The 24,608-nt window shown below is 35.0% G+C and carries 26 protein-coding genes; 7 read left to right on the top strand and 19 right to left on the bottom strand.

Going from position 1 to position 24,608, the window contains the following annotated elements:
- Nucleotides 1-42 precede the first annotated feature (42 nt).
- From proB to ahpF, 4 genes are all read left to right on the top strand, one after another.
- Complete coding sequence (gene proB, locus ID741_RS08015) at nt 43-852, top strand: glutamate 5-kinase (protein ID WP_438719659.1); 810 nt, start codon at nt 43-45, stop codon at nt 850-852.
- Complete coding sequence (locus ID741_RS08010; protein WP_438719658.1) at nt 845-2,095, top strand: glutamate-5-semialdehyde dehydrogenase; 1,251 nt, start codon at nt 845-847, stop codon at nt 2,093-2,095. The genes proB and ID741_RS08010 overlap by 8 nt, the downstream gene beginning before the upstream one ends.
- 177 nt (nt 2,096-2,272) lie before the next feature.
- A complete protein-coding gene (gene ahpC / locus ID741_RS08005) occupies nt 2,273-2,836 on the top strand; it encodes an alkyl hydroperoxide reductase subunit C (RefSeq protein ID WP_218326830.1) in 564 nt (187 codons plus the stop codon).
- A gap of 9 nt (nt 2,837-2,845) precedes the next feature.
- Nucleotides 2,846-4,372: an alkyl hydroperoxide reductase subunit F gene (gene ahpF / locus ID741_RS08000; RefSeq protein WP_438719657.1), complete on the top strand. Its 1,527-nt coding sequence runs from the start codon at nt 2,846-2,848 to the stop codon at nt 4,370-4,372.
- 179 nt (nt 4,373-4,551) lie between these two features.
- Here the strand turns inward: ahpF and ID741_RS07995 are convergent, their stop codons facing one another.
- The 15 genes from ID741_RS07995 to ID741_RS07925 form a co-directional block, all read right to left on the bottom strand.
- On the bottom strand, nt 4,552-5,565 hold the full coding sequence (locus ID741_RS07995) for a zinc-binding dehydrogenase (protein WP_438719656.1): 1,014 nt from the start codon (nt 5,563-5,565) through the stop codon (nt 4,552-4,554).
- Between the two features lie 87 nt (nt 5,566-5,652).
- Nucleotides 5,653-6,330: a TVP38/TMEM64 family protein gene (locus tag ID741_RS07990; RefSeq protein WP_218326833.1), complete on the bottom strand. Its 678-nt coding sequence runs from the start codon at nt 6,328-6,330 to the stop codon at nt 5,653-5,655.
- Nucleotide 6,331: 1 nt separating this feature from the next.
- Nucleotides 6,332-7,213 (bottom strand): nucleoside hydrolase, encoded by an 882-nt coding sequence (locus ID741_RS07985; protein WP_438719655.1) that lies wholly within the window; start codon nt 7,211-7,213, stop codon nt 6,332-6,334.
- The gene (locus ID741_RS07980) at nt 7,210-7,869 is read right to left on the bottom strand and encodes a TIGR04282 family arsenosugar biosynthesis glycosyltransferase (protein WP_438719654.1); all 660 of its coding nucleotides are present in this window, start codon (nt 7,867-7,869) and stop codon (nt 7,210-7,212) included. Before ID741_RS07980 ends, ID741_RS07985 begins: the two co-directional genes overlap by 4 nt.
- A complete protein-coding gene (locus ID741_RS07975) occupies nt 7,862-8,863 on the bottom strand; it encodes a phosphotransferase family protein (RefSeq protein ID WP_438719653.1) in 1,002 nt (333 codons plus the stop codon). The genes ID741_RS07980 and ID741_RS07975 overlap by 8 nt, the downstream gene beginning before the upstream one ends.
- Before the next feature lie 2 nt (nt 8,864-8,865).
- The gene (locus tag ID741_RS07970; protein WP_438719652.1) at nt 8,866-9,555 is read right to left on the bottom strand and encodes a TIGR04283 family arsenosugar biosynthesis glycosyltransferase; all 690 of its coding nucleotides are present in this window, start codon (nt 9,553-9,555) and stop codon (nt 8,866-8,868) included.
- Entirely contained in the window at nt 9,552-10,544 is a 993-nt protein-coding gene (locus ID741_RS07965; RefSeq protein ID WP_438719651.1) for an ABC transporter ATP-binding protein, read from the bottom strand. Before ID741_RS07965 ends, ID741_RS07970 begins: the two co-directional genes overlap by 4 nt.
- Complete coding sequence (locus tag ID741_RS07960; RefSeq protein ID WP_438719650.1) at nt 10,528-11,304, bottom strand: ABC transporter permease; 777 nt, start codon at nt 11,302-11,304, stop codon at nt 10,528-10,530. Before ID741_RS07960 ends, ID741_RS07965 begins: the two co-directional genes overlap by 17 nt.
- On the bottom strand, nt 11,294-12,163 hold the full coding sequence (locus ID741_RS07955) for an ABC transporter permease (RefSeq protein ID WP_438719649.1): 870 nt from the start codon (nt 12,161-12,163) through the stop codon (nt 11,294-11,296). The genes ID741_RS07960 and ID741_RS07955 overlap by 11 nt, the downstream gene beginning before the upstream one ends.
- Complete coding sequence (locus tag ID741_RS07950) at nt 12,156-13,412, bottom strand: ABC transporter substrate-binding protein (protein WP_438719648.1); 1,257 nt, start codon at nt 13,410-13,412, stop codon at nt 12,156-12,158. Before ID741_RS07950 ends, ID741_RS07955 begins: the two co-directional genes overlap by 8 nt.
- Before the next feature lie 9 nt (nt 13,413-13,421).
- A complete protein-coding gene (locus ID741_RS07945) occupies nt 13,422-14,177 on the bottom strand; it encodes a heterodisulfide reductase-related iron-sulfur binding cluster (protein WP_438719647.1) in 756 nt (251 codons plus the stop codon).
- Nucleotide 14,178: 1 nt separating this feature from the next.
- Nucleotides 14,179-14,529, bottom strand: coding sequence for a 4Fe-4S dicluster domain-containing protein (locus tag ID741_RS07940; protein WP_438719646.1), 351 nt, complete (start codon nt 14,527-14,529; stop codon nt 14,179-14,181).
- A gap of 2 nt (nt 14,530-14,531) precedes the next feature.
- The gene (locus ID741_RS07935; protein WP_438719645.1) at nt 14,532-14,912 is read right to left on the bottom strand and encodes a hypothetical protein; all 381 of its coding nucleotides are present in this window, start codon (nt 14,910-14,912) and stop codon (nt 14,532-14,534) included.
- Nucleotides 14,912-15,940 (bottom strand): sulfurtransferase, encoded by a 1,029-nt coding sequence (locus ID741_RS07930; RefSeq protein WP_218326844.1) that lies wholly within the window; start codon nt 15,938-15,940, stop codon nt 14,912-14,914. Before ID741_RS07930 ends, ID741_RS07935 begins: the two co-directional genes overlap by 1 nt.
- A 359-nt stretch (nt 15,941-16,299) precedes the next feature.
- Nucleotides 16,300-16,800 (bottom strand): rhodanese-like domain-containing protein, encoded by a 501-nt coding sequence (locus ID741_RS07925; RefSeq protein WP_438719644.1) that lies wholly within the window; start codon nt 16,798-16,800, stop codon nt 16,300-16,302.
- A 526-nt stretch (nt 16,801-17,326) separates the two neighbouring features.
- On the opposite strand from ID741_RS07925, the gene ID741_RS07920 reads away from it, so the two are divergent.
- Nucleotides 17,327-18,814, top strand: coding sequence for a helix-turn-helix domain-containing protein (locus tag ID741_RS07920; RefSeq protein WP_438719643.1), 1,488 nt, complete (start codon nt 17,327-17,329; stop codon nt 18,812-18,814).
- Nucleotides 18,815-18,854: 40 nt separating this feature from the next.
- On the opposite strand, the gene ID741_RS07915 is transcribed toward ID741_RS07920, so the two are convergent.
- From ID741_RS07915 to ID741_RS07900, 4 genes are read right to left on the bottom strand one after another with little or no spacing between them, the layout of a single operon-like run.
- A complete protein-coding gene (locus ID741_RS07915) occupies nt 18,855-19,583 on the bottom strand; it encodes an amino acid ABC transporter ATP-binding protein (RefSeq protein ID WP_438719642.1) in 729 nt (242 codons plus the stop codon).
- A gap of 12 nt (nt 19,584-19,595) precedes the next feature.
- Nucleotides 19,596-20,255: an amino acid ABC transporter permease gene (locus tag ID741_RS07910; protein WP_218326848.1), complete on the bottom strand. Its 660-nt coding sequence runs from the start codon at nt 20,253-20,255 to the stop codon at nt 19,596-19,598.
- 50 nt (nt 20,256-20,305) lie between these two features.
- Nucleotides 20,306-21,070 carry an amino acid ABC transporter substrate-binding protein gene (locus ID741_RS07905; RefSeq protein ID WP_218326849.1) on the bottom strand — a complete coding sequence of 255 codons (765 nt, stop codon included), beginning with the start codon at nt 21,068-21,070 and terminating at the stop codon, nt 20,306-20,308.
- A 1-nt stretch (nt 21,071) separates the two neighbouring features.
- Nucleotides 21,072-22,229, bottom strand: coding sequence for a cystathionine gamma-synthase (locus tag ID741_RS07900; RefSeq protein WP_438719641.1), 1,158 nt, complete (start codon nt 22,227-22,229; stop codon nt 21,072-21,074).
- A gap of 362 nt (nt 22,230-22,591) precedes the next feature.
- On the opposite strand from ID741_RS07900, the gene ID741_RS07895 reads away from it, so the two are divergent.
- Both ID741_RS07895 and ID741_RS07890 read left to right on the top strand, forming a co-directional pair.
- Nucleotides 22,592-23,275: a response regulator transcription factor gene (locus tag ID741_RS07895; protein WP_438719640.1), complete on the top strand. Its 684-nt coding sequence runs from the start codon at nt 22,592-22,594 to the stop codon at nt 23,273-23,275.
- Complete coding sequence (locus tag ID741_RS07890) at nt 23,268-24,590, top strand: sensor histidine kinase (protein ID WP_438719639.1); 1,323 nt, start codon at nt 23,268-23,270, stop codon at nt 24,588-24,590. Before ID741_RS07895 ends, ID741_RS07890 begins: the two co-directional genes overlap by 8 nt.
- The last annotated feature ends 18 nt before the right edge of the window (nt 24,591-24,608 follow it).

Genomic DNA, 24,608 nt, shown 5'->3' with positions numbered 1-24,608 from the left:
ATCACACTCTTAAAACTGGTGGCACAATTTTGAGGTGAAAGTATGAGAACATTTTTAAAAGATGTCAAAAGAATCGTTATAAAAATTGGGACCAGCTCTCTGATTCATCCTAATGGCAAAGTAAATTTTTCTGGGATAGATCAATTAGCTTTTGTTTTGACCGACTTAACTAATCAAGGCAAAGAAATTATTTTAGTCTCATCGGGAGCAATTGGTGTAGGTTTAGACAAACTACAAATACCAAAACGACCAAGTGAGATTCCAGCGCAACAAGCAATTGCTGCTGTTGGGCAATTTGAATTAATGCATTATTACAATCAACGCTTTTTTGCTTACAATCAGCAAACCGCGCAAGTTTTAATGACCAGAGATATTGTCGAGTTTCCCGAAAGTCGCAAAAATGTCATTAATACATTGGAAGAACTTTTAAAGATGAGTATTATTCCAATAATTAATGAAAATGATACTGTCGCAGTTGACGAGATGGATCACAGTACAAAATTTGGTGACAACGACCAATTATCTGCGATTGTTGCTGAAATTATCGAAGCAGATTTATTAATCATGTTGTCAGATATTGATGGATTTTATTCAGCAAACCCTTATACAAATAAAAAAGCTGTTCTATATAAAAGTATCAATAAAATTGACGAAGCAGTGATGGCCAAAGCAGGTGGCACAGTCAGCTCCTTTGGTACTGGTGGTATGGTGAGCAAACTAAAAGCCGCTGAACGGATCTTAAAATCTCAAAGCGCTATGGTTTTAGCTAATGGAAAACCGCCTAGAATTATTTTTGATATTTTAGCTGGAAATGAAGTGGGCACGTTATTTAAGGAGGATGCACATGAGTAATTTAATGACCAACTTAGGTCAAGCAGCGCAAAAAGTCAGTCGACAACTAGGAAATTTATCAACTCCTGAAAAAAATACTGCTTTATTAAAAATGGCTGAATCTTTACGCAATAATGTTCCACGGATTTTAGCAGCTAATCAAAAAGATTTGGAAAAAGCTCCTGAATACGGCATTCGACCAACGATGATCGACCGTTTGAAGTTAACCGCAGAGCGGATTGAAGATATGGCGATTGGCATCGAACAAGTTGCGGCTTTGACAGACCCGATCGGTGAAGTCGAAAAAATGTGGCAAACACCAGAGGGCTTAACGATTGGTCAAAAACGTGTGGCTCTAGGTGTAATCGGTATTATTTTTGAATCTCGCCCAAATGTTACAACAGATGCGGCAAGTTTATGTTTTAAAACAGGTAATTGTGTCATTTTACGTGGTGGTAAGGAAGCTTTTTATTCTAACCAAACCTTAGTCGATATTTTGCAAGAAACATTGCTAGCTTGTGACTTACCGAAAGAAGCCATTCAGTTTGTTTCAGATACAAGTCATGAAGTTGCCAATCAAATGATGCAATTGACAGATTATTTAGATGTGTTAATTCCTCGTGGCAGTGATCGTCTGATTCAACGAGTAAAACAAACAGCAACAGTGCCAGTAATCGAAACTGGTACCGGAAATAATCACGTTTATGTTGATCACGCTGCTGATTTAGAAATGGCAGTCCAAATCGTGATTAATGCCAAGGCACAACGTCCATCAGTTTGCAATGCGATTGAAACCATTTTAGTTCATACAGAAGTTGCTGATGATTTTCTACCATTGTTAGCTGTTGAATTGAAAAAAAATGCAGTGGAAGTTCATGCCGATGAGACAGCCTTACAATATTTTTCTGATGGACAACTTGCAACTGAAGCAGATTGGCAGACGGAATTTTTAGATTATATTTTAGCAATTCGTGTAGTTTCATCTTTAGATGAAGCCATTAATCATATTAATCATTACAACACAAAACATTCTGAAGCAATTGTGACTGACAGTTATCAAGCCAGCCAAAGGTTTTTAAATGAAGTTGACGCTGCCGCTGTCTACGTCAATGCTTCTACTCGTTTCACTGACGGCTTTATGTTTGGTTTTGGTGCTGAGATTGGGATCTCTACGCAAAAACTTCACGCCAGAGGACCAATGGGCTTATTGGCCTTAACGTCGTCCAAATATATAATTTATGGGAATGGACAAATTAGAGAATAAATCAATTGGTGTCTTCGGACATCAATTTTTTTGTTTAAAAATATCTTTACATGATTACTCTTTTTTGTTTATAATAATTATAGATTGAGAGAAAAATTAATTTAGTTTTCCCAATCTTTTTTATTAATCATTTTCAATTAGAGAAGATTTTCTCAATAACAACACGGAGGTATTTACATGTCACTAATCGGAAAAGAAATCGCAGAATTTAAAGCCCAAACTTATCACAATGGTGAATTTGGTGAAGTAACAAATGAAGATTTTAAAGGTAAATGGACTGTTTTATGTTTTTATCCTGCTGACTTTACATTTGTTTGTCCAACTGAATTAGAGGATTTACAAGAACAATATGATACTTTACAAGGCTTAGGAGTAGAAGTTTATTCATGCTCAACTGATACGCATTTTACCCACAAAGCTTGGCATGACACTTCAGATGCTATTGGAAAAATTAAATATACAATGATTGGTGATCCTTCCCATCAAATTGCTCGTGCTTTCGATGTTTTGGATGAAGAACAAGGCTTAGCCCAAAGAGGAACTTTTATCATTGATCCAGACGGTATTGTTCAAGCTGTTGAAATTAATGCAGATGGTATCGGCCGTGACGCAAGTATCCTAGTAGACAAAATCCGCGCTGGACAGTATGTGCGTTCTCATCCAGGCGAAGTTTGCCCTGCTAAATGGAAAGAAGATGGCGAAACGCTAAAACCTAGTTTTGACTTAGTCGGAAAAATTTAGGAGTATGCAATGTTAGATAACGAAACCAGAGCACAACTAAAACAATATTTAGAATTGATGGAAACTGATATTATTTTCAGTGCCAGTCTAGCTGAAGATGACAATTCAAAAAAAGTAGCTGAATTTTTAAATGAAGTCCTTGAACTATCTGATAAAATTACACTAGAAAAAGTTAGTTTGGAACGAACACCTAGCTTCGAAATTAATCCTGCTGACGGTAAAAGTGGCATCGCATTTGCCGGTTTACCAATGGGACATGAATTTACTTCTTTCATCTTGGCTCTACTGCAAGTTAGTGGACGACCGCCTAAAGTCGAATTACCTATTATTGATAAGATAAAAGAAGTGACAAAATCGGCACATTTCGAAAATTATGTCAGTTTAACTTGCCATAATTGTCCAGATGTCGTTCAAGCTTTAAATATTATGAGTGTCTTAAATCCTCGTATTTCTCACACCATGATTGAAGGTAGTATGTATCAAGACGAAGTTGATCAGAAAAAGGTGATGGCTGTCCCAACAGTCTTCTTAAACGGCGAAGAATTTTCCAGCGGTCGCATGACGATTGAACAAATTCTTGAAAAAGTTGTTGGTCCTTTATCTGCAGATCAATTTGAAAATAAAGATATTTTTGATGTCTTAGTTGTCGGTGGTGGGCCAGCTGGTGGTAGTGCAGCTATTTATGCTGCTAGAAAAGGAATTAAAACCGGCATGGTCGTTGACAATTTTGGTGGACAAGTATTGGAAACTTTAGGAATTGAAAACATGATTGGTACACCTTATACAGAAGGACCACAACTGATGCATCAAGTAGAAGAACATGTTAATCAATACGAAGTTGATATTATGAAAGGTCAAAGAGCAAAAGATATTCGCCGCAACGAACTGATTGAAGTTGAATTAGAAAACGGTGCTGTTTTAAAATCAAAGACTGCTATCTTAGCAACTGGAGCTCGTTGGCGTAGTATCAACGTTCCTGGTGAAAAAGAATTCAAAAATAAAGGGATTGCTTATTGTCCTCATTGTGATGGTCCTTTATTTAAAGGAAAAGATGTGGCTGTAATTGGCGGCGGGAATTCAGGAATTGAAGCAGCCATTGATTTGGCTGGATTAGCTAAGCATGTCTATGTCATTGAATTTCTACCTGAATTAAAAGCCGACCAAGTTTTACAGAAAAAATTAGCAACTTTAACCAATGTCACAGTAGTCTTAAATGCGGCTACTAAAGAAATTACTGGTACCGATCAAGTTGAAGCTTTGACTTATGTTGATCGAGCAACCGAAAAAGAGACCACTATTAATGTTGCTGGCGTATTTATTTTAATTGGTTTGATGCCAAATACCGAATGGTTAACAGATAGTGTCAATTTAAACTCTCGAGGGGAAATTATTGTAGATAGACAAGGAGCAACAAATATTCCTGGTGTTTTTGCTGCAGGTGACTGCACTGACAGTGCTTACAAGCAAATTATTATCTCGATGGGGTCTGGTGCTACAGCCGCCCTAGGAGCCTTCGATTACTCAATTAGAAACTAAAAAATGGTGCGATTAGTCTAAATCAACTAGTCGCACCATTTTAATTTTTAAAAGTATATTTCTCTTAAAATGTCTAAATTATTTCTGAATGCCAATTTATAATAAATCAACCTATTGAACAGTTAGTTATCCTTTTTTAAAACATTCCAAGCTTAAAAAAGGAGAAAGTTTTTATTTTCTCACTTGTTAGAAACCACAATATGTCTGAAATTGGGATTGGTTTCGATTAATTTATGTGCCCCAAAAATAACTTTAGGTGTGAATTCACTGACTTGTGCCGTGATAATTGATTGAATTTCCTCTTGTGCCCACAAGTCTAATAAAAATTGCAGATGCTTTTGATTTTCGCTTATTTTTTCAACTTCTTTAGCTGACTCATCAAAATATTCTTCAGCATTAATGACTTTCAATTGAGCATCTGGTTTAGGATTTTTTTTGTCTTTCGTGACGGTCACTGCCACTAAATCGCCCTTGTCTCCCATATAATCAAAGGTTTGTTTAATTTTATTATTGTCTGTATTAATGTGTAGTGCATAATCCACGTGATCGACTTCAACTTTTCTTAGTTCGCTAGATAGATTATTTTGTTGGTTAATCACAATTTTTGCACCCATTTTTTCAATCCAAATTTTTGAGTTACTTTCATTAATTGCAGCGATTACTTCTAAACCGGCCCATTTTGCTAGCTGAATTGCAATCGATCCAACACCACCTGACGAATTTACAATTAGCATCTTCCCTTGATTTTTGTTTTTTTCTGAAATTAAATTAAACTTATCGAATAACGCATGGTAAGCCAGTAAAAAACAGTAAGAAAAAGCTGCGCCATCCTCGCTACTAAAATCTTCTGGTAATTTCACCGCTGATCGACTATCAATTACCTGAAAATCACTGTAACTCCCATATTTTCCTACCTTGTTGACATAAAGAATTCGATCACCAATGCTAAAAGGAATATCTTCGCTACCTTTTCTAGTAATCACCCCAACACCGCCAAAACCTAAAACATAAGTTCGATTTGGTCCCTTGATTTTTTCTCTTAAGATCGTATCAATTTGGGTAATAGAAATCGCAACCGTTTTTACTAATAAATCCCTTTCATTCAACTTCGGCATCAAAATTTGATATTGTTCAAATTGATTGCCTTCAGCTAAAGAAAATTTTTTTTGAAAAGCAATAGCTTCTGAGATCATCTTAAACGCTCCTAACCATCTATAACAACATTCCCGATAACATCCTTATTCTACCGTAAATTTTTAGCAAATAAAAGTCTCCACCTTTTAATCGTTTTTTTTGTATTCTTTAGTTAAACGATTGATTTTATGACTAAATTTTTTTGGTAAATATGCCAGTAAAGCCAATAATATACCCGCAATCGTAAATTCAAATAGTAATTTAATAGAAACACCTTTTGTAGCAATTTCTGATGCCATGAAGGCGTAGATAAAACTAGCTGGTAACATTGTTAAAAAAGAAATGAGACTAAATTTTTTTACCGTCATAGGAGTCATCGCATAGGCGTAGCTTTGAATCGCATAAGGAAAAACTGGCACCAAACGAGTAAAAATTAAAAAAGAAACCCCATTTTCTTTCACGCCCTTTTCAATTTTTTTAAAGGTCTCACTATTGCCAAACTTTTTTAACACATAGTCCCGAGCAATGTATTTTCCTAAAATAAAAGAAATCGTTGCACCAATTGAAGCGCCTATAACCGTTAAGGCACCCCCTAAAAAACCACCATAAACCAATCCACCGACAATTGCCAAAAATTGTCCCGGCAATAAAAAAACCGCGACTAATATTGATAATAAAATAAAAATGAGATAACCCCACCAACCAAAATCCTCTAACACTTGCCGTAAACTTTGAACATCAGTTAAAAAATGCACCCAACCAAATTGTTGTGCCAAAACACCGACAATTATTAAGGCTGCTATAAACAGTAGAATTTTTTTCATTTTATCCCTCTTTTTTTAACCCCTTCACAATTCCTCGAATCATCAATTGATTAAACCGTTTTAAATCTAAAATTTTTGCTGGCATAACAAGTGGATAATCAGATTGCTCAGCAAAGGTTAATTTCCCTTTTGTTAACTCAGTTAAGTTTTCTGCTAAATAATAACTTTCAGTTGAAAACAATTCAGGATGATTTAAATAAATCGCTGTTGTCATATCCCAGTTACAGAAGCCAGCAACTCCAGTAAAGTATTGATTTACACTCACCCAACTTGAGATAGTATCAGCTAGCCATTCTTGGGCAGCTTGACTAGTATATGGTGCGATTTCTTCAAGTAACTGATTTTTTTCAGTCAAAGAAAAGAAAGCACCGGCTGTCATATGGCCGTTCATAATTGTCAGTGGTGTTTTAGCATGCAAAACCACGTCAGTACTTTTTGCATCGACTGAAAAATTTAATTCATTCACCTGATGTCCATAGATGATTAAATCTTGAGTAATTCCGCCCATTAGAACGATTTTTTTTACTTTACTAAAAAAAGTTGGATCGATTGTAGCAGCTTGCGCTAAATTAGTTAAAGCACCGATGGCTAAAATAGTCACTTCATTTGGTGAATGATTCACAGAATCCACTAAAAATTGCGCAGCTTGATTTTTTTCAATTTGCTGATGGCCAGGATAAATATCTATTTTCAATTCAAGCAATTGAATAAAATTTTGAGTAGCTGATAATACTTCAGCATAACTCCCATTGCCATGACTTAATGTTACCCCTAAAAGCTTTAAATTTTTTTGTCCTAATAGGTAAAGAATAGTCAAACCATCATCTACATCCTTCTGGTCCATGCCAAAAGTGTTGTCACAGTCTAGAATAATTTTTTTCATTTATTTTCTCCATTTTCAACTAGCCATTTTTTCAATTGACTAGCTTTACTTAAACTTCGGCTGACTTCTCGCAGATCTTTTTCTTCGTCAATATCTTGTAAAGCTTCCACTTGACTCACTTGATAATTCTTCAATAAAAGTAAGGTTTCCGCTAAAACTGAGTTCCTTCCCCACTGTAAATCACTTAAAAAAATAGGCTTTAAGTCAACATTACGGCAGCTACCTATTAAATAGTAACCTCCATCTTTTGACGGCCCAATTACAACTTCTTGTAATTGCTTAAAAGCTTCCTCGATTAATTCTTTTGAAAGCTCTGGTAAATCACTACCGGTTAAAATAACTTTTTCATAACCTAAAGCAAAAACATGATTCATCGCTCGCCACATTCGTTCGCCGATAGTCTTTCCTGATTGTAAAAAACTATGACTACTTGGCGGTAATTGTTTTAGAAAAGCTTCCGGTGCCTGTTCATCAGAATAGGCAATAAAAAGATCAATTCCTGATTTAGACAGCTCAGAAAAGTGTTGGTACAAATCTTCTAACATCACCGCCTGTACTTCGGTAGCAAACTGATCACCAAGCGTTTTTGCTAAACGTGTTTTCACTTTTCCAACCGTGGGAATGCGGGTAAATAAAATATAAGCTTTTTTATTCATCTTTTAGCACATCTTCTCTCAATGCCTTTGTTAAGAATTCTGGTTCTAAATATTGGCTGACTTTCTCAAAGATCTCTTGATTTTTTAACGCTTTGTCGCCTGTTAAATAATTATCATACGCCATTGCCGACCAAGATAAGGCCCGTAACATCAAATAAGGGTGATAAATCTGTAACGCTTTAAAAAAGGCTGCTGGATCAAAAGAAGTTCTCATTAGATAACGAGTTAAAAACTCCTGTTTTTCCGTTAAAGTCAGTCTTAGATTGCTCCGCCACAATGTTGTTGTGCTGGCTAAAAATTGGGAGATATCTTGTACCGGATGACTAATCACTGGTTTTTCCCAATCAATTAAATAACCCTTTTCGCCAATAATAAAGTTATGAGAATTAACTTCTGTGTTATTAACTGACCATACATTTTGCTGATTAAAAAAATCCTGTTGATGAACATTTTTTTTATTTTCTTCCAAAGCTGCTGCTAAAAGATGCTTTGCACGTTCAGTGATTACCGAGCTTTTAAAGACGGGTTGCAATAGAAACTGGCATTCTTCAATTCGAGCAGCTAGTATATTTTCCTTTTCGGTGACGAAATACTTTTCTGCCGTCGTATCAATTGCTAATTGATGGATATCACTAAAAATATCAGCTGCTGTCAATAAATCTTTACGATAATCTAATGGTTCTCCCTCTAAAAAAGCCATAATTAATAAGCCTTGTGAAAAATCTTGTCGTTGATCATCCACATAATAAACCTTAGGTGTCCGTTGAGATTTTTCTAACCATTCTAACGCTTGATATTCATAGCTAATTTGATTAGTTAATTGTAATTGACTGCCATAATTCAATCGAAACACATATTTTCTTTGACCGTCTGAAATGAGAAAGTTTTGATTGTATTCTCCTTGTGCTAAAAATGTGACTGTAAAATCATCTCGTAATTTTAACCGATTAAGCAACTTTTTTTGTTTTAAATAGTCCGCTATTTTTTCAATCATTTTTACTCCTTATAGTACTTTTTTACTAATTCTTCAGAGGTTTTTCCATGTAGATATTGCCATTGATACCAATGCATCTTAACGTGAACACGAAATTTTTGTCCTTCAAAGCGGCGATCTGAAGAAAAAATCCTTAAACCAAGCGGAACAAATTTCCCAATTTTTGCTAGCTTGCGACTTAAATCAAAATCTTCCATTAGAGGAATCGCTTCAAAGCCACCTACTTGATGATAAATTTCTCGACTAATAAACATTCCTTGATCGCCAAAAATTAGACCTAAATGTAAGGCTCTCAGGTGAGAAGAAAAACCTAAATACCGATAGAACCAACCTTTTCCTTTAAAAGTAATTCGGAAAAAACCAGCACTGACATTCGGTTGTTTTAAGATTGAAACCATCTTTTCAAACAGATTAGTTAAATCCTCTTCAAACCAACTATCAGCATGTAAAAACCACAAGATTTCTCCTTTTGCTTGGCTGACTCCATAGCGTAATTGTGCGCCACGATTTTTTTCTTGGAAATGATAAACTGTCCCATATTTCCCAGCAATCTCTTGCGACCCATCTTGGCTGCCGCCGTCCACTATAATAAGCTCATAGGGTAAGCTGCTTTTAATTTGTTTTAATTGAGGCAATATTCTTTTTAAATTTTCTGCTTCGTTTAAGATCGGCATAATAATGGAAATCATCATAAGGCTATGACCTGCAACTCTCTAGGAAATTCTAAATAAACTGTTTGTCCAGCTTTTAATTCCACAGATAAATTATTCAAAATCAACGATTGTCCTGCTACACTGAACGTAACTTGATAGCCATTTGGTCGCCAAAATACTTTTCCGACAGTTGCTTCAACACCAACTTCAACAAGATCAACTTGGCTAGCATAAGGAATTAAAACTTCGCTGTCTCCTTTGATTTTTGCTTCATTTTTCAACAAAATCTCTTGATCACCAATTTGAAAAATATTGCCATCAATCATTCCAGATAAATAGTTCATCTCACCGATAAAATTAGCTACTTTTTTATTTTTTGGCTGATAATATATTTCTTTTGGTGAGGCAATTTGTTGCACTTCCTGATCCAATAAGATCACCATTTTGTCCGATAATAAAAAAGCTTCTTCTTGATCATGAGTAACTAGTAATACGCTAAATTGAAATTCTTTTTGCAGTTTCAACAAGTACTCGCGCATCTTTAAACGTAAATGACTATCTAAGTTTGAAAAAGGTTCATCTAATAACAATAATCGCGGTGCTAAAATTAAGGCGCGTGCCAATGCTACTCGTTGTTTTTGTCCGCCTGAAAGTTGGCTAGGGTATTGTTTTGCCAACTCTTTTAAATCAAAAATCTGAAGCATCTCTGCCACTTTCTCAGCAATCACTTGCTTATCCTTACGGCGAACCTTTAAACCAAAAGCAATATTTTCCAACACCGTCATATGAGGAAACAACCAAAAATCTTGAAAAACTAAAATAACTTCCTCTTGTTTAAACCCATCAAATATTATTTCACCAGCAGCTGCTGGCTGAATGCCTGCGATCATTTTCAGTAAACTAGTTTTACCAACACCAGAAGGCCCAAAGAGAGTGACAATTTCCCCTTCATTAATGGTGAAGGAGATATTTTTTAAAACTGATTGCTTCCCATACTGGAGGTCGATATTTTTAAGTTGTAAGCCCATCTTTTTTCCCTCCAATACCTTTTTTTATTAAACCAACTGCGATTAAAGAGACTACTAAAAATAATAGACTATAACTAGAAGCAATTCCGAAACGACCGTTATTTGCATAAGGCAATAATAGCATTGGTAAAGTAATGATTCTGCCACCGCCAATAAAAAATGTCGGTAAATACTGACTAAAAGAAACAAAATAAATTAAATTACCAGCCGCTAAGATCCCCGGTTTAAGCAGGGGAAAAGTCACTGAAATAAACGTTTGCCAGTTCGTTGCGCCTAAAACTTTTGCCGTTTCACTATAGCCAAAGCCCATTTTGCGATAACTCTCCAGCAATATTTGTAAGGCATAAGGCAACATGAAATAGCTATGTATTAAAATAAGTCCCGTAAAAGTTCCAGTTAGTCGCATTTGTAAGAAAACTGTTTGACTAGATGTGATAATAGCAATCCCTGGTAAAATTAGTGCCAGATATATAATTAGTTCGACAAAACGGCGAGGTAAAAAATGTTGAAAAGCTAAAAACTTAGCAGTCGGCAGTGCGATAATTAAAGTCAAAAAAGTTGCTGCAAAAGCAATATAAACACTATTTAATAAAGCAGCTACAAAGTTCGGATCCTTAACCATTTGCTGGATAAATTTTAAACTAAACTCAGCAGGAACAATTTGTGGGTACAACCAATCCTTACCTAGCGCCCACAAAACTAAAACAGCCACTGGCAAGATAATAATAAAACCAACTATAAATTTTATACTATTCTTCATTCAGACCACCTCCATGACCTCCTGGTAAAAGGCGACTGACCAATAAAGTTAAAAATGAAACCAATAAGCAAATGGCAGACATGATTAAATTTAAAGCAAAAGCTTGAGGACGTGTCGTCAAATCAACTTGGTTAAATAATTGATAAGCGGTCACTGCGATTGTTTCGTGACGCGGACTACCTAATAAGTATGGTACTTCAAACGAAGCAAAAACAAAGCAAAATAAGATAATAAAAAGTGTTGCTAAGGTTGGTTGAATCAATGGCAAAGTCACTTTAAAAAAAGCTTGTCGCGGCGAAGCACCCAAATTTTTCGCAACTTCTAAATAACCAAATTGCATTTGTTTTAAAATTGCTAAAGTTGCAACTGCGACATAAGGAATTTCTTTATATAGAAATACTAATAAAATACCAAAGCCTCCTTGATCATGAATCAACAGCGGAAATTGATTAATATCAGAAATCACACCTATTTGAAAAAAAATCCGTGAAATGATTCCTGATTGACTAATCATTTGCATTACCATTAAGGTCACAATTAGATGAGGCATTGCAATTGGTATCTGCAGTATTTTTTGGAACCATCTAGACTTTGATTTCATTATTATAAATGCTAATGCTAAACCTAACACAATTGAAAATACGGTAGCGGTGATAGCCAAATATAAACTATAAAAAATAGAGCTTTGAAAATATTGACTAGTGAGTACCTGTTGAAAATATTCAGTCGTCCAAGTTGTCATCCCCACCACTGGATAATAACCAAAACTTACCTGAATAGCTTTAAACAGCGCTGCTATAATAACAACGCTGTTTAAAAGTAAAAAAGGAACAATTAAAAAAATTGATTTCTTATTCATTTAAGACATGTTCTTTCCATAATTCTTCGATGATTGGAATTTTTTCGGCTTGTACTTCAGGAATTTGTTTTTCATTTAATTCTGCCAATGATAAAGCTCCTGGCTCTTCATACAAACTATTTAATGTTGCTTTGGCATTTTCTGACAATTTTGTTTCATCGAATGGTGGAATCGAGTAACCATACTTGGCTGTTGCTTTTTTTAGTTGAGCAGATTCGCTCGTCATTTCATTAATTAAAACAATCGCTGCTGCTTTTTGCGGTGCTGTTTCAGGAATGGCTAAATAGCTTTCATTTGCAATCGTACCTTTATCAAATAAGAAAGCATCAGTTGTTTCTGGAAACTCACCGTCGGCAATTTTTTCAGCAACATGCATTTGTGAGTAGCTATAAGTCATTGAAACTTGGCCTGACGCAAACATTTCATTTAATTCAGCCGTTGTCGCAGGATAAGTTTTCCCTTCTTGCCATAAATAAGGTTTAAGCTCGTTCAAATAATCTAAACCCGGTTTAATTACTTCATACAACTTATCTTTATCAGCAGGAGCTGCTTCCAACGCATCATAGCCGATAATGTCACAAATAATATTTCTAACAAAAGCACTGCCGGTAAATTCAGGTAACGCTGTATAAGTAATTTTTCCAGGATTATCTTTAGCATATGCTAACAAAGCTTCTGAACTCGTCGGGAAGCCATCGGAAAAATCATTGGTGTTCCCACCAAAAACTAATTGCGCAGAACCATAGGGAACTTCCAATCCATCAATCGGCACACCAAAATCATAATTTGAATTGTGCCCTTCTGTGTCCATCAATTTTTCAAAGCTCTCCACTTTGTCCTGAATCGGGCCGAATAAAAGATCGGCTTGTTTAGCAGTGTAAAAATTTTCACCATTAATCCACAAAACATCCATATCACCTTTTTTTGTGCCTGCTTCTTTTTCGGTGACCATTTTATTCATGAAATCTTCTGCACTCATCGCCACTCGTTTTACAGTAACATCATATTTTTCCTTCATGGCAGGAGTCACCACTTCATCTACCCATGCATTGGCTTTTTCATCCCCACCGTATCCATAGAAAGTAACTGTTTTTCCTTTTGCCTGCTCAACAGCATCTTCAAAATTTTTAATTTCCGTTGTTTCAGCTGGCTCATTGTTACTACTGCTTTCATTATTCGTTTTACAACCAGTAATGGTCAATAATAATGCTAAAGATAGCGCGATTCCGGCTAATAATTTCTTTTTCATTTTTTCCTCCTAATTTTTCATAATCATTCTTTTTGATTTGTAACGATTCCCCCATGCTTTTAAAGAGTGCTGTAAAGGATGATCCACCGTTTCATCCTGTTTTTGAATCACCGGACCAAAAATTAAATCCAACAAATGCCAAGCATTCCCACCACCTAAAATCATGGCGGAGGTACAACTAGCACAATAAGTAACAATTTGATCGGTTTTAAAATCAGTTACTCTTTTATTAGCAATTTCTTTAGCCATTGGCGGATTACTAACACCACACATACCGCCCATTCCGCAGCACATTGTATTTTTACCAGACAAGCGATGCTTTTTAACTTGATAACCTAATTCTTCCAAAATGAATCGAATTGCCTGATGAATTTCGCTCATTTCTTTGGTGGGACAAGAATCATGAATCGACAATATTGCATCACTATCTTTTGCTTTACCCTTTAATTCTACTGGTAAACCTAATTCTGCCAGCTTTACCCAAAAAGAACTGGTTTTAAATTGATTTTCATCAGTCATCACACGAATACATCCTTGGCAGGCCACAATTAACTCATCAATTTCGGCTTCTGCTACCATCTCAGCCAATGAACGAAATCTTTTTTCAAACAGCTCTTGCTGACCAATCATTTTTGTCGGCTTGCCGCAGCAACCTTGAATAGTCGCTAAATCGGGATAAAAGCTTTTCAAATACTCGATAATATCAGCCACTCTTTGGGGACTAGTTGAACTCAATGAACAACCGGCCATAAATCCATATTTCATCTCATTTCCCCCGATTCAAACCAGAAAAGATCCGACTACAAGACAAGCGTTGATGCCAAACTGCACCGCTTAGTTGCTTTAATGGCAATTTTTCAGCAGCTAAATCTTGGCGTATCGCCAAAAATGCATCAGCTAATTTTAATTGTAGCGGACAAACAACCGTACAACGGCCACAGAAAGTACAAGAATAGGGAATAATTGCTGCTAAATCCTCTGCTAAAAATTGTTCAAATAAAATTTTGGGATTTTCACAATAAGTTTGCAAAAAGACGCAATCCTTCATACAGCGATCACATTCAGTACATGTTTCCGCAATTTCTTTTGCTAAATCGATGGTTTTTTGGGAATACATTTTTACGCCACCTTTCGTTTTTGCAACGAAACCAAAACCAATTGTAAAATTAAAACTAATGCGAAAATTCCAGCAATCAAATAATAAATCTCAAATTGTTCCAGCGAAAAGAAAAATATCCAGCCAGAAAACAACAGACTTTCAATTAAAAATACTAAACTTTCTAGGGTTTTCTTCCTGATTACAAAGACAATGGCTAATAATAAGAACAAAGTTGGTATTAACCATAAAAAAGAACTATATTTCGATGCAAATTTCTCTTGAAAATAAGCGGTATTTCGCATAAATCCTAAACGATTATGATAAAAATCATTGAAGACATAAATAAAATAGAGACAGACAATTTGCAGCAGATGGACAATTAAATAAGTAAACTTATTCATTAGTTTTCGATTACTAATTTGTCGGCATCACGAGGATCACCCACTTGAACTGGATAAGTACTTGGATCTGATTGATGTGCTAAATCCCAGTCATACCAGCCGCCGTCCCACATCTTAGCATTTTCAAAACCAGATTGTTTTGCTAAGAAAAAGACAACCGTGTTTCTCCAACCAGTTCCACAATAAAAAGCTACATCAGAATCTTTTGTAATTCCCCATTTTTCCCAAGCTGCAAAAAGTTTCTTTGGATCTTTCATGGTGCCATCTTTATTAGTTAAATAAGCTACATCGGAACTAGATTTACTAGCCTTTGCCCATACTGCACCTTCTGGCTCTCCAGCATTTTCAATATAAGAATAGCCGCTAGTTTTACCAGTAAATTCTTTCCAGCTACGTGTTGAAGCAACAATTAATTCAGGATTGGCTTCTTTTGCTTTAACTAAATCAGCGCTTGTTTCAATATAAGTATCATCACGTCCAGGTACTTCTGCACCAAAATCACTCGCAGCTTTTGGCGTTACATTGCCTTTTTCAGTTTTATAATCGGCTGCTGTCCAAGCATCATAACCACCATCTAAAATTTTGACATTTTTTACACCTAACCAATAAGCAACGTAAGCAATCCGACCAACTGCATTAATATCATTACCATAAACAATCACTGTGCTATCAGCATTCACACCTTTTGTCAAAAAGGCATCTCGAGAAGTTTCTGCTGGTAAAATATTCCAGTTGTTTTCTTCAGTCTCGATCTCCATCGTATCCATGTGAACAGATCCAGGAAGATGGCCTTTTTTAAAATCTTTTCCTTCACCATAAGAAGCTTCAATAATCACAGTATTGTCATCATCACGGTGTTGATTTACCCATTTAGCGTCAACAAAAAAATCAGTGTCTTTAATTTTATTACTTTTAACCAAATGTGTTTCTTTAGAATCACTTTTTGCTGCTAAGACTTCTTCTGTTTTTGCACCAAAAACTAGTGCCACCATTAACAGACAGCCGATAAATACAGTTGCTTTTTTCATAAATAAATTCTCCTCGATTTCTTTTTTTGAAGTGACGAACTAATTTTGTCCACAACAAAAAAACATACTTGTTTTAGACAGTATGCTCCCCTTGAAATATTAGTAGTGACTATTTACCCACAACTAAACATAATGAAGGGAAGAATATTTTTTTCATGCTTAGAAACTCTAAGTTTTTCATGATTCAATCAAAAACTAGTATGTTTATGTTGCATAAAATATCCCTCCCATCATTCAGTAAGTCCGCTCTTTCTAATTAAGTATAACGAATCACAAATTCCTTTTCAATCTTTAAAAAACCAGAAAAAACTTTAGGACCATAAGAAAATTCTTGCGGTCCTGTTATCATATTTAGTTAATTAGCTTTGCACCCAAAGATCCGCATCGTCTTTATATGGCCAGCCTTTGGCACCATCTTCAATAATATATAAGCGAGACTCATCAATCCCTGCATCGATTAAAACTGAAATTGTTCTTTTCGCTCCAGCACCACCACCAGGACACATTACATAAATCGGATTTTCATCATCTGACATTTGATCTGCCGAATCTGTTACGATATCTTCTAATTCTTTTGTATCTACTGGGTATGCAGCCAATTCAATCGAGTTTGGCAAATGCCCTTTGGCAAAATCTGCTTCCGGTTGGATATCTACCACGTGATAACTTTCAGCGTCTTCATCTTCCACGACTTTTTTCATATCAGCCGGTGAAATAAATTGCCAATCAATATCTGCTTCTGCCCGATCAGCAGTACTACTACCTGAAGTTCCTCCATCATTTGATCCGCAGCCAGCGAAAATAACTAATCCAACTACTGCCAAAAGTCCCACTAATAATACACGTAAATTTTTCTTCATTTCATTCCATCCTTTTTCCTTTAAATTAGGTTGAAGTGAAGTTAACTGCCGAATTTTCTATTTTTTTATGACAATTCCAGTGAACCCAGCAAAAAATGGTCGACAATGTTAACTTGACTTTCCTTAGACACGCTAAGTTTTGCTTGATCACTGAATCATTTTCGATAACAAACGCTAAGCATAACATTCCCTCCTCAATTATTTGTAAACGGGTTCATTTATTATATTATATAGATATATTCAGATTTTTCAATAGTGTGTAAAAAAATAAATAACAAAAAAAGAGAAACAAAATAGTGAAACTTAAAGTTTACACTAAAGAAAGATTTTTATCAATACTTTTTTTATGGTTAGCTAAAAATAATTCTTTTTTCTCATTAATTTATTAAACCTTTAATTTTTATGGAAATTAAAGAAAGATTTTTTTAATCTTTAGGCAATTTTGTTTATCTATTTTACCATTTTTTATTAAAATAAATATTCCATATGATATAATTAAGTCGTTATTTAAAGTGGGGTGTGAGCGATGGAACAAATATTATTAAGTGCTGATGCAAAAAAAAAATTGACGATTATACATGCGCTTCAAAAAATGGACTCCAATGTTTATACAATAAATCAAGTGAAAGCTTTAACAAATTATTCATTCACAACCGTGCAAAATATTTTGGTTTCCATTTCAAAAGATTTTATCAAGCTATTTAATGAAACTTTTTTTTCTGATAACTCATTAATCCATTGGGATAAGCAAAAATATGACCACAATCGCTATTTAAAATATTTGATTAAAAATTCTCTGCCTTATAAATTTACCCTGTATACTTTATTACATCCAAATGCTGATTTAGCAGACTTCAGTGATTATTTATTCTTAAGTTTGTCGACAGTCCGCCGTGCTTTACGTCCTTATTTTGACTATTTGAGGCAATTTCCAATCAAAATCAGTATTTCAAACCTAAAAATCACCGGTGATGAATTTGTTATCCGAATCTTGTTTGGATCAGTATTATGGTTAGGGTCCAGTGGACAGGATTTAATTGACGCGGTTAGTTTCGGGGATAGAGAAAAAGAGCTATTTTCTCATTTGTCATTAGATACACCACCATTTTTTAATTATGATTATACTTTTATGGGAATTTTTATTGCTAAGTTGAGGATGGAGCAGAAACAGTTCATTACGAACTATCCATTTAAACATTTAATTCAACCCGATGAGGTAGTCTACTTAGAGGAATATTTCGCTGAATCATTTGATTTGAACAAGGCTGATTGGGATATTTCTTCTTTAGTCTATATTCTTTATTATTTACCCTACACCTTTTCTACTAAAGATCCGCGTTTAAAAATAAAAATGGCACAATTTGAGGATAAGCAAGCCACGCTGCCACTAACGAGTTTAGTGATAGAATTTCTAGATGAATTTTTAGCAGATGATGCTATCAGTTTAAATGATGATGAATTAATGATGATTAAAGCGAACTTACTGTCAGCGCTAATGAATTTTTCAGTGATTAAAAGTAATTTCCTACTCTTCCCTCAGTATATGGAGGAGGAAATGAAAGGAAAAATTAATCCAAAATCAAGACTCTATCAAGAAATCTATGCTTTCTTTATTAAAATAACTCGTCGTAAACGTTTTATGTATTTAAAAAATAGTATCCATGAAATAACGACTTATTTTTCAATGTTGCTTTTACCGCTATGGAAAGAAAAGTTAGACGATAAAAATTTGATTGTTGGTATTGTTGGCTTAGAACAATTTGTACCGATTTATGATTTGCAAAATTTCTTTTCATTTTTAACTTTTATTGAAACCCGGATGATTTCTGTCTATCAAGAAGGACAATCGATTGATCCAAGTATTGATTTTTATGTAGCCGAAACAAAAGCTGCCATTCCTCCAGGAGAAAAAAGATTCTTCTTGATTCGAAATGAAGGCTTGAGTCGGGAAGAGAGTGTGCTACTCTTTTCTAAATTACAAGAACAATATATTGAAAAAGTTGAGAGCATGTAATTAGCTAAAAAGTACGTTACACAAAATGTGACGTACTTTCTTAGACAAATTGTTGAACATATTTTTGAATTCGCTCTGCTGAGCTATCAAAAAATTCAGCTGCAGGACCTTCAAAATAAATCTGACCATTTTCCAAAAAAATAATCCGGTCAGCAACTTTACGGGCAAATTCAATGTGATGCGTCACAATGATTTGGCCTTTTTTGTCTTGGGCAATTTTTTGAATCACTTGTAAAACTTCCTGTGCCAATTCTGGATCTAGCGCGCTAGTAGGTTCATCGTACAAAATAAATTCTGGTTCCATCGCCAAAGCTCTCGCGATTGCTACTCGCTGCATTTGACCTCCAGAAAGTTGTTGAGGATATTCATTTTGCTTGTCAGCTAAACCAACTTTTTCCAGTAATAAAATAGCTTCTCTACGAGCGGTTTCTTTGTTTACTTTTTTTACTTGAACGGGACCTTCCATAACATTTTGTAAGACACTTAAATGAGGGAATAAATTAAACTGTTGAAAAACCATACTGAAATGTTGACGATGAGCTTTTAATTCTGGAAATGACATTTTCCGTGGGAAAGTTAATTTTTCTCCTGATATTTCGATCGTACCTTTATCAGGTGTTTCTAACAAATCAATGGTCCGCAATAACGTACTTTTTCCAGATCCTGAAGGTCCTAAGATAACGGTCGTTTCCCCGGGAATAAATTGAATATTTAAATCTTCTAAGACAGTTTGATCAAATGACTTGGTTAAATTTTTTATTGTTAGCATAGTGTGTCTCCTTTATGAAAAATACGACATGCGCTTTTCTAGATAAGTCTGAAGCCAATTTAAGAAAGTACAAACGACCAAATAATAAACAGCAACTAAAGAATACAATAATAATGGTTCATAGGTTCTAGCAGCAATTCTTTGCGCTGTCATAAAGACTTCAACAATCGTAATTGAAGCTGCCAAAGAAGTATCTTTTACTAGACTGATAAAATTATTTGACAAAGGTGGTAAAGCAATCTTAAAAGCTTGGGGGGCAATGATACGATAAAAAATTTGCCACTGACTCATGCCTAAAGATGCAGCTGATTCATATTGTCCTTCTGGAATTGCTAAGATTGCTGAACGAATATTTTCAGAAGCATAGGCACCTGTATTTAAAGAAAAAGTAATAATCGCTGCTGTCCAAGCATCTAATTCAACACCAATCGATGGTAAGCCAAAAAAGACAATAAATAATTGCACTAATAAGGGTGTCCCGCGAAAGACCCAGACATAGAAATAAAAAATACCATTTAAAATTTTATTTTTAGATATTCGCGCCAAAGCCGTAATTAAAGCAAGAACCATCCCCAACGCAAAAGCAATCAGCGTTAAAGGAATGGTCACTTGAATTAAAGAGGTCAGAAGCGGCAAGATGGAACTTTGAATAATTTCAATACTTCGATCCATTTGATTCTCCTCACTAAGACGATCGTTTTTTTAGTCTTATTTTTAATTCATTATTTAGAAATGTCTTTGTCAAAATATTTTTCAGACAGTTTTGATAAAGTACCATTGTCTTTTAATTTTTTCATGGCTTTGTTAATTTTTTTCAATAAAGCTTTGTCATCTTTTTGGACCATAGCAGCCATTTTTGTTTCGTCTTTTGAAGTTGCGACAATTTTTAAGCTATCGTCATTTTGTTGTTTTACATAATCGTAATAAACTACATCGTCGTTCAAGGTTGCATCAGCCCGACCGGAATTAACTAATTCAGCCGCTTTACTGAAACCATCTACAGAAACAATTGTTGCACCATCATCTTCTGCCATCGTTGCATAGTTACTAGTCAAACTTTGAGCTGCTTTTTTTCCTTTTAAATCAGAAAAATCTTTGATATCTTTATTATCTTTGTTCACAATCAAAGCAGCATGAGAAACAGTGTATGGGGTTGAAAAAGCATACTTTTCCTTACGCTCAGGCGTAATACTAGCTTGATTGAAGACAACATCAGATTTACCAGCATCAAAAGCTGCTAACATTGAATCCCATGGTGCTTCGACAAATTTAACCTTGTAACCCATTTCTTTGGCAACAGCTCTTGCCACATCAACGTCGTACCCAACCAATTTATCTTTATCATTACGATAAGAAAACGGTGCATAAGTTCCTTCAGTTCCGACTCTTAAAGTTTTGTTGCTGGCTGCTTGATCATTTTCACTTAAGCTTAATGCAAAAATACCAATTAATACTAAACTTGCAACTGCTAATAATTTTTTTTTCATTTTAATCTTCCTTTTCTGATTGAATTGCCGCAAAGGCTTGTTTTAAATCATTTAATAAATCTTGACTGCTTTCAATTCCGACAGAGGCACGAATCAATCCGTCTTTAATCCCAGATTTTTCCCGATCAGCTTTAGGAATCGTCGCATGAGTCATTAGTGCCGGTACTTCAACTAAGCTTTCCACCCCACCTAAACTTTCGGCTAAAGTAAATATCTTCAAACTCTCCACAAATTGATTGACTTTACTTTCATCTTTTAAATCAAATGAAATCATTCCACCAAAACCGTTCATTTGTTTTTTAGCAATCTCATAACCAGGATGATCAGCTAAACCAGGATAATATACTTTGGCTACTTGAGGTTGATTTGCCAAGTATTCAGCTAAAATACCAGCATTTTTTTGATGCGCATCCATCCGAACGGCTAAAGTTTTAATGCCTCGTTGAACCAACCAACTATCTTGAGGACCTAAAATCCCGCCAATTGCATTTTGTAAGAAACCAATTTTTTCAGCTAATTCTTGACTATTGGTGGTAACCAATCCTGAAACAACATCACTGTGTCCACCAAGATATTTTGTTCCACTATGCAAAACAATGTCCGCTCCTAAACTTAACGGTTGTTGTAAATAAGGCGTTGCAAAAGTATTATCCACAATTGTTAAAATGTTGTGGGCCTTTGCAATTTTGGCGCTGGCTTCAATGTCAGTGATCTTTAACAATGGATTACTAGGTGATTCAAGAAACAGCGCTTTGGTATTACTTTGAATACTTTCTTCGATCGCTTTTGGATTGGTCACGTCCGTCAAAGTAAATTCAATTTCTAATTGACGGAAAATTTTATCCAACACTCTGAAAGTTCCACCATACACATCATCGCCTAAAATAATATGGTCGCCTCGTTTAAACATTGATAAGACTGTGTGGGTACCAGCTGAACCAGAAGAAAAAGCAAAACCTTTTACGCCGCCTTCTAAATCGGCAATCAATTCCTCTAGAGCTGCTCGAGTTGGATTACCTGATCGAGAGTATTCATATTCTTTAGGTTTACCAACTCCGTCTTGCTTAAAGGTCGAAGTTAGATAAATTGGTACATTTACAGCACCAGTTGTTGCGTCTTCACTAATACCGCCATGAATCATTTTTGTTTGAATATCCATTTTTTCCCTCCTAAAAATAAAAAAAAGAGCTACAGGCTATTTCCTGCAGCTCTTCGATCTTCAATAAAATAAATTATCAAGATAGATACAGATTAATAGACATGACAAATTCGTATGCTGCATTTTTGCACCATACAACAACAAGTATTTTCCATTGTCATCTGCTTGTTGTGTGTCATCATTTCTGTACCTCCTTAAAAGATTGTATTAAAATTATCATTTGTATTTCATAAAGTCAAAGGATTTGTTTCAAATTTGCCGATTATTTCTTGAAAATAAAAACAAGACTTTCGTAAAATCTTCCAATTTATTTCTAACATTTTCTTTATACTACTCTTAAAAACAATTAAAGTGAGGTTGACATGGTTAAAATATTGTTAGTCGAAGACGATTATGAATTATCCGATAGTATTAAAGAAATATTGATCGAGATTGGTGAAGTCACTCAAGTATATGATGGTGAACTAGGTTTATTTGAAGCGGAAAGTACTATTTATGATTTGTTAGTATTAGATATCATGCTGCCTGGGAAAAATGGTTTTGATATTTTATCTGCTCTTAAACAGAAAAAAAGCGCACTTCCGGTGCTAGTCGTTAGTGCTAAAGATGAATTACCCAATAAGATTGAAGGTTTTCAAAAAGGCGCCGATGATTATTTGACGAAACCTTTCTATCGTGAAGAACTTTTGATGCGGGTGAAAGCTTTATTAAAACGGTCAATCGGTTTATTTGATGATGCCACATTGCAATATGGAGAAGTTATTTGTAATCTCCATGCTAACAGCGTAAGTTTTCGTGAAGAAAAAATACCGCTACAGGGAAAAGAGTTTGATCTATTGGTCTATTTTATTCAAAATGCCGGTACTATTTTAACCAAAGAACAAATCTTTGATCGGATCTGGGGTTACAATTCTGAAACAACTTTGACGGTTGTCGAAGTATATGTCAGTCATTTACGCAAACATTTAAAAGGAACTGATTTGGAAAACAAAATCAAGACACTTCGACATGTGGGTTATTTATTGCAGGAGCAAAGCCATGAATAATACGCTACTAAAAAAACAACGGATCCGCTATTTTCTAATGAACATGCTGGCGTTTGCTTTAATTTTTTTGACTCTAGGTATCGTCATGATCCGCTTAGTTACCACTAATATTTATAAAGAAACCGATCAAAGTTTAATAAATATGAGCGAAAAAGATGACTTGATTCAACAAGAAATTGATCGTCTTTCTGGAAAAGACAATAAGCTCACTCAAACACCTCCACCGGATCCAACTGGTGAAAATCTTTTTAATAGCCAGATTATTTTATGGTCAAAGGATGGCACCATTTTAAACAATGATGAGAACAATGGTCGTCTAGCACAACTTACTCAGTTGAAATTAAACAAAAGCAATCTAAACACAGTAAATTCTTTAGAAGTTTCTTCAGAAAGCGGTAGTGGGAGCTTTTCTTTCCATTCTATAACGAAAAAATATACGAATTCAGATAATAATCAGATTGCTTATGTAGAATTTTTAGTCAATACCAATCAAGTCACCCAAACTGTCAAAACTTTTCAAACTGGCTTGATTATTGCAATGTTTATTTCATGGATCATCTCGTTATTTATTAGTTATTATTTATCGGCACTCATGATGCGGCCGATTATGAAAGCTTGGCGGAAACAGCAGGATTTTGTCGAGAATGCCTCTCATGAATTGCGCACGCCCTTAACAATTATTCAAAATAAATTGCAAAGTGTCTTTCAGCATCCTGATCAAACTATTCTTGATGAAGCCGAATCGATTGCTTTAGCGTTAAATGAGACCCGCCGATTATCAATCCTAACTAATGATTTATTAACGCTTGCTCGCGGGGAAACAAATACTTATTCGCTAAACCTAATAGAAGTTGATAGCCAAGAATTTTTAAATCAGTTAGTCACTCCTTTTAGAGAAATAGCTGAAAAAGAACAAAAGACTTTGATTTTAACAAACACGCTTTCTCAATTAGTTATGATCGACAAAGAAAAAGTCCATCAGCTATTCGTTATTTTGTTGGACAATGCTTTAAAATATACCACATCCGGTGATACCATCTCGGTTACTTCAAAAAGAAGCGGCAATGATTGGTTGTTGGAAATTGCTAATACAGGACCATCGATTGATAAAATGACTCAGCAAAAACTTTTTGACCGTTTTTACCGCGAAGATACTTCTCGCAGCAAACAAACTGGTGGCTATGGTTTGGGACTTGCAATTGCCCAGCAAATTGTCCATTTGCATCATGGAAAAATAAAAACCCTTGATTTACAGCCGCAAGGAATTATTTTTCAAATAAAAATTCCTTTAGCTAAACAAAAAGCACTCGTCTGAAAAACTATACAGACGAGT

The sequence above is a fragment of the Enterococcus sp. AZ103 genome (genome assembly GCF_051714685.1).
GTDB lineage: Bacteria > Bacillota > Bacilli > Lactobacillales > Enterococcaceae > Enterococcus_A > Enterococcus_A alishanensis.
The sequence above is the reverse complement of the archived record's forward strand: the minus strand, read 5'-3'. Positions and strand labels throughout refer to the sequence as shown.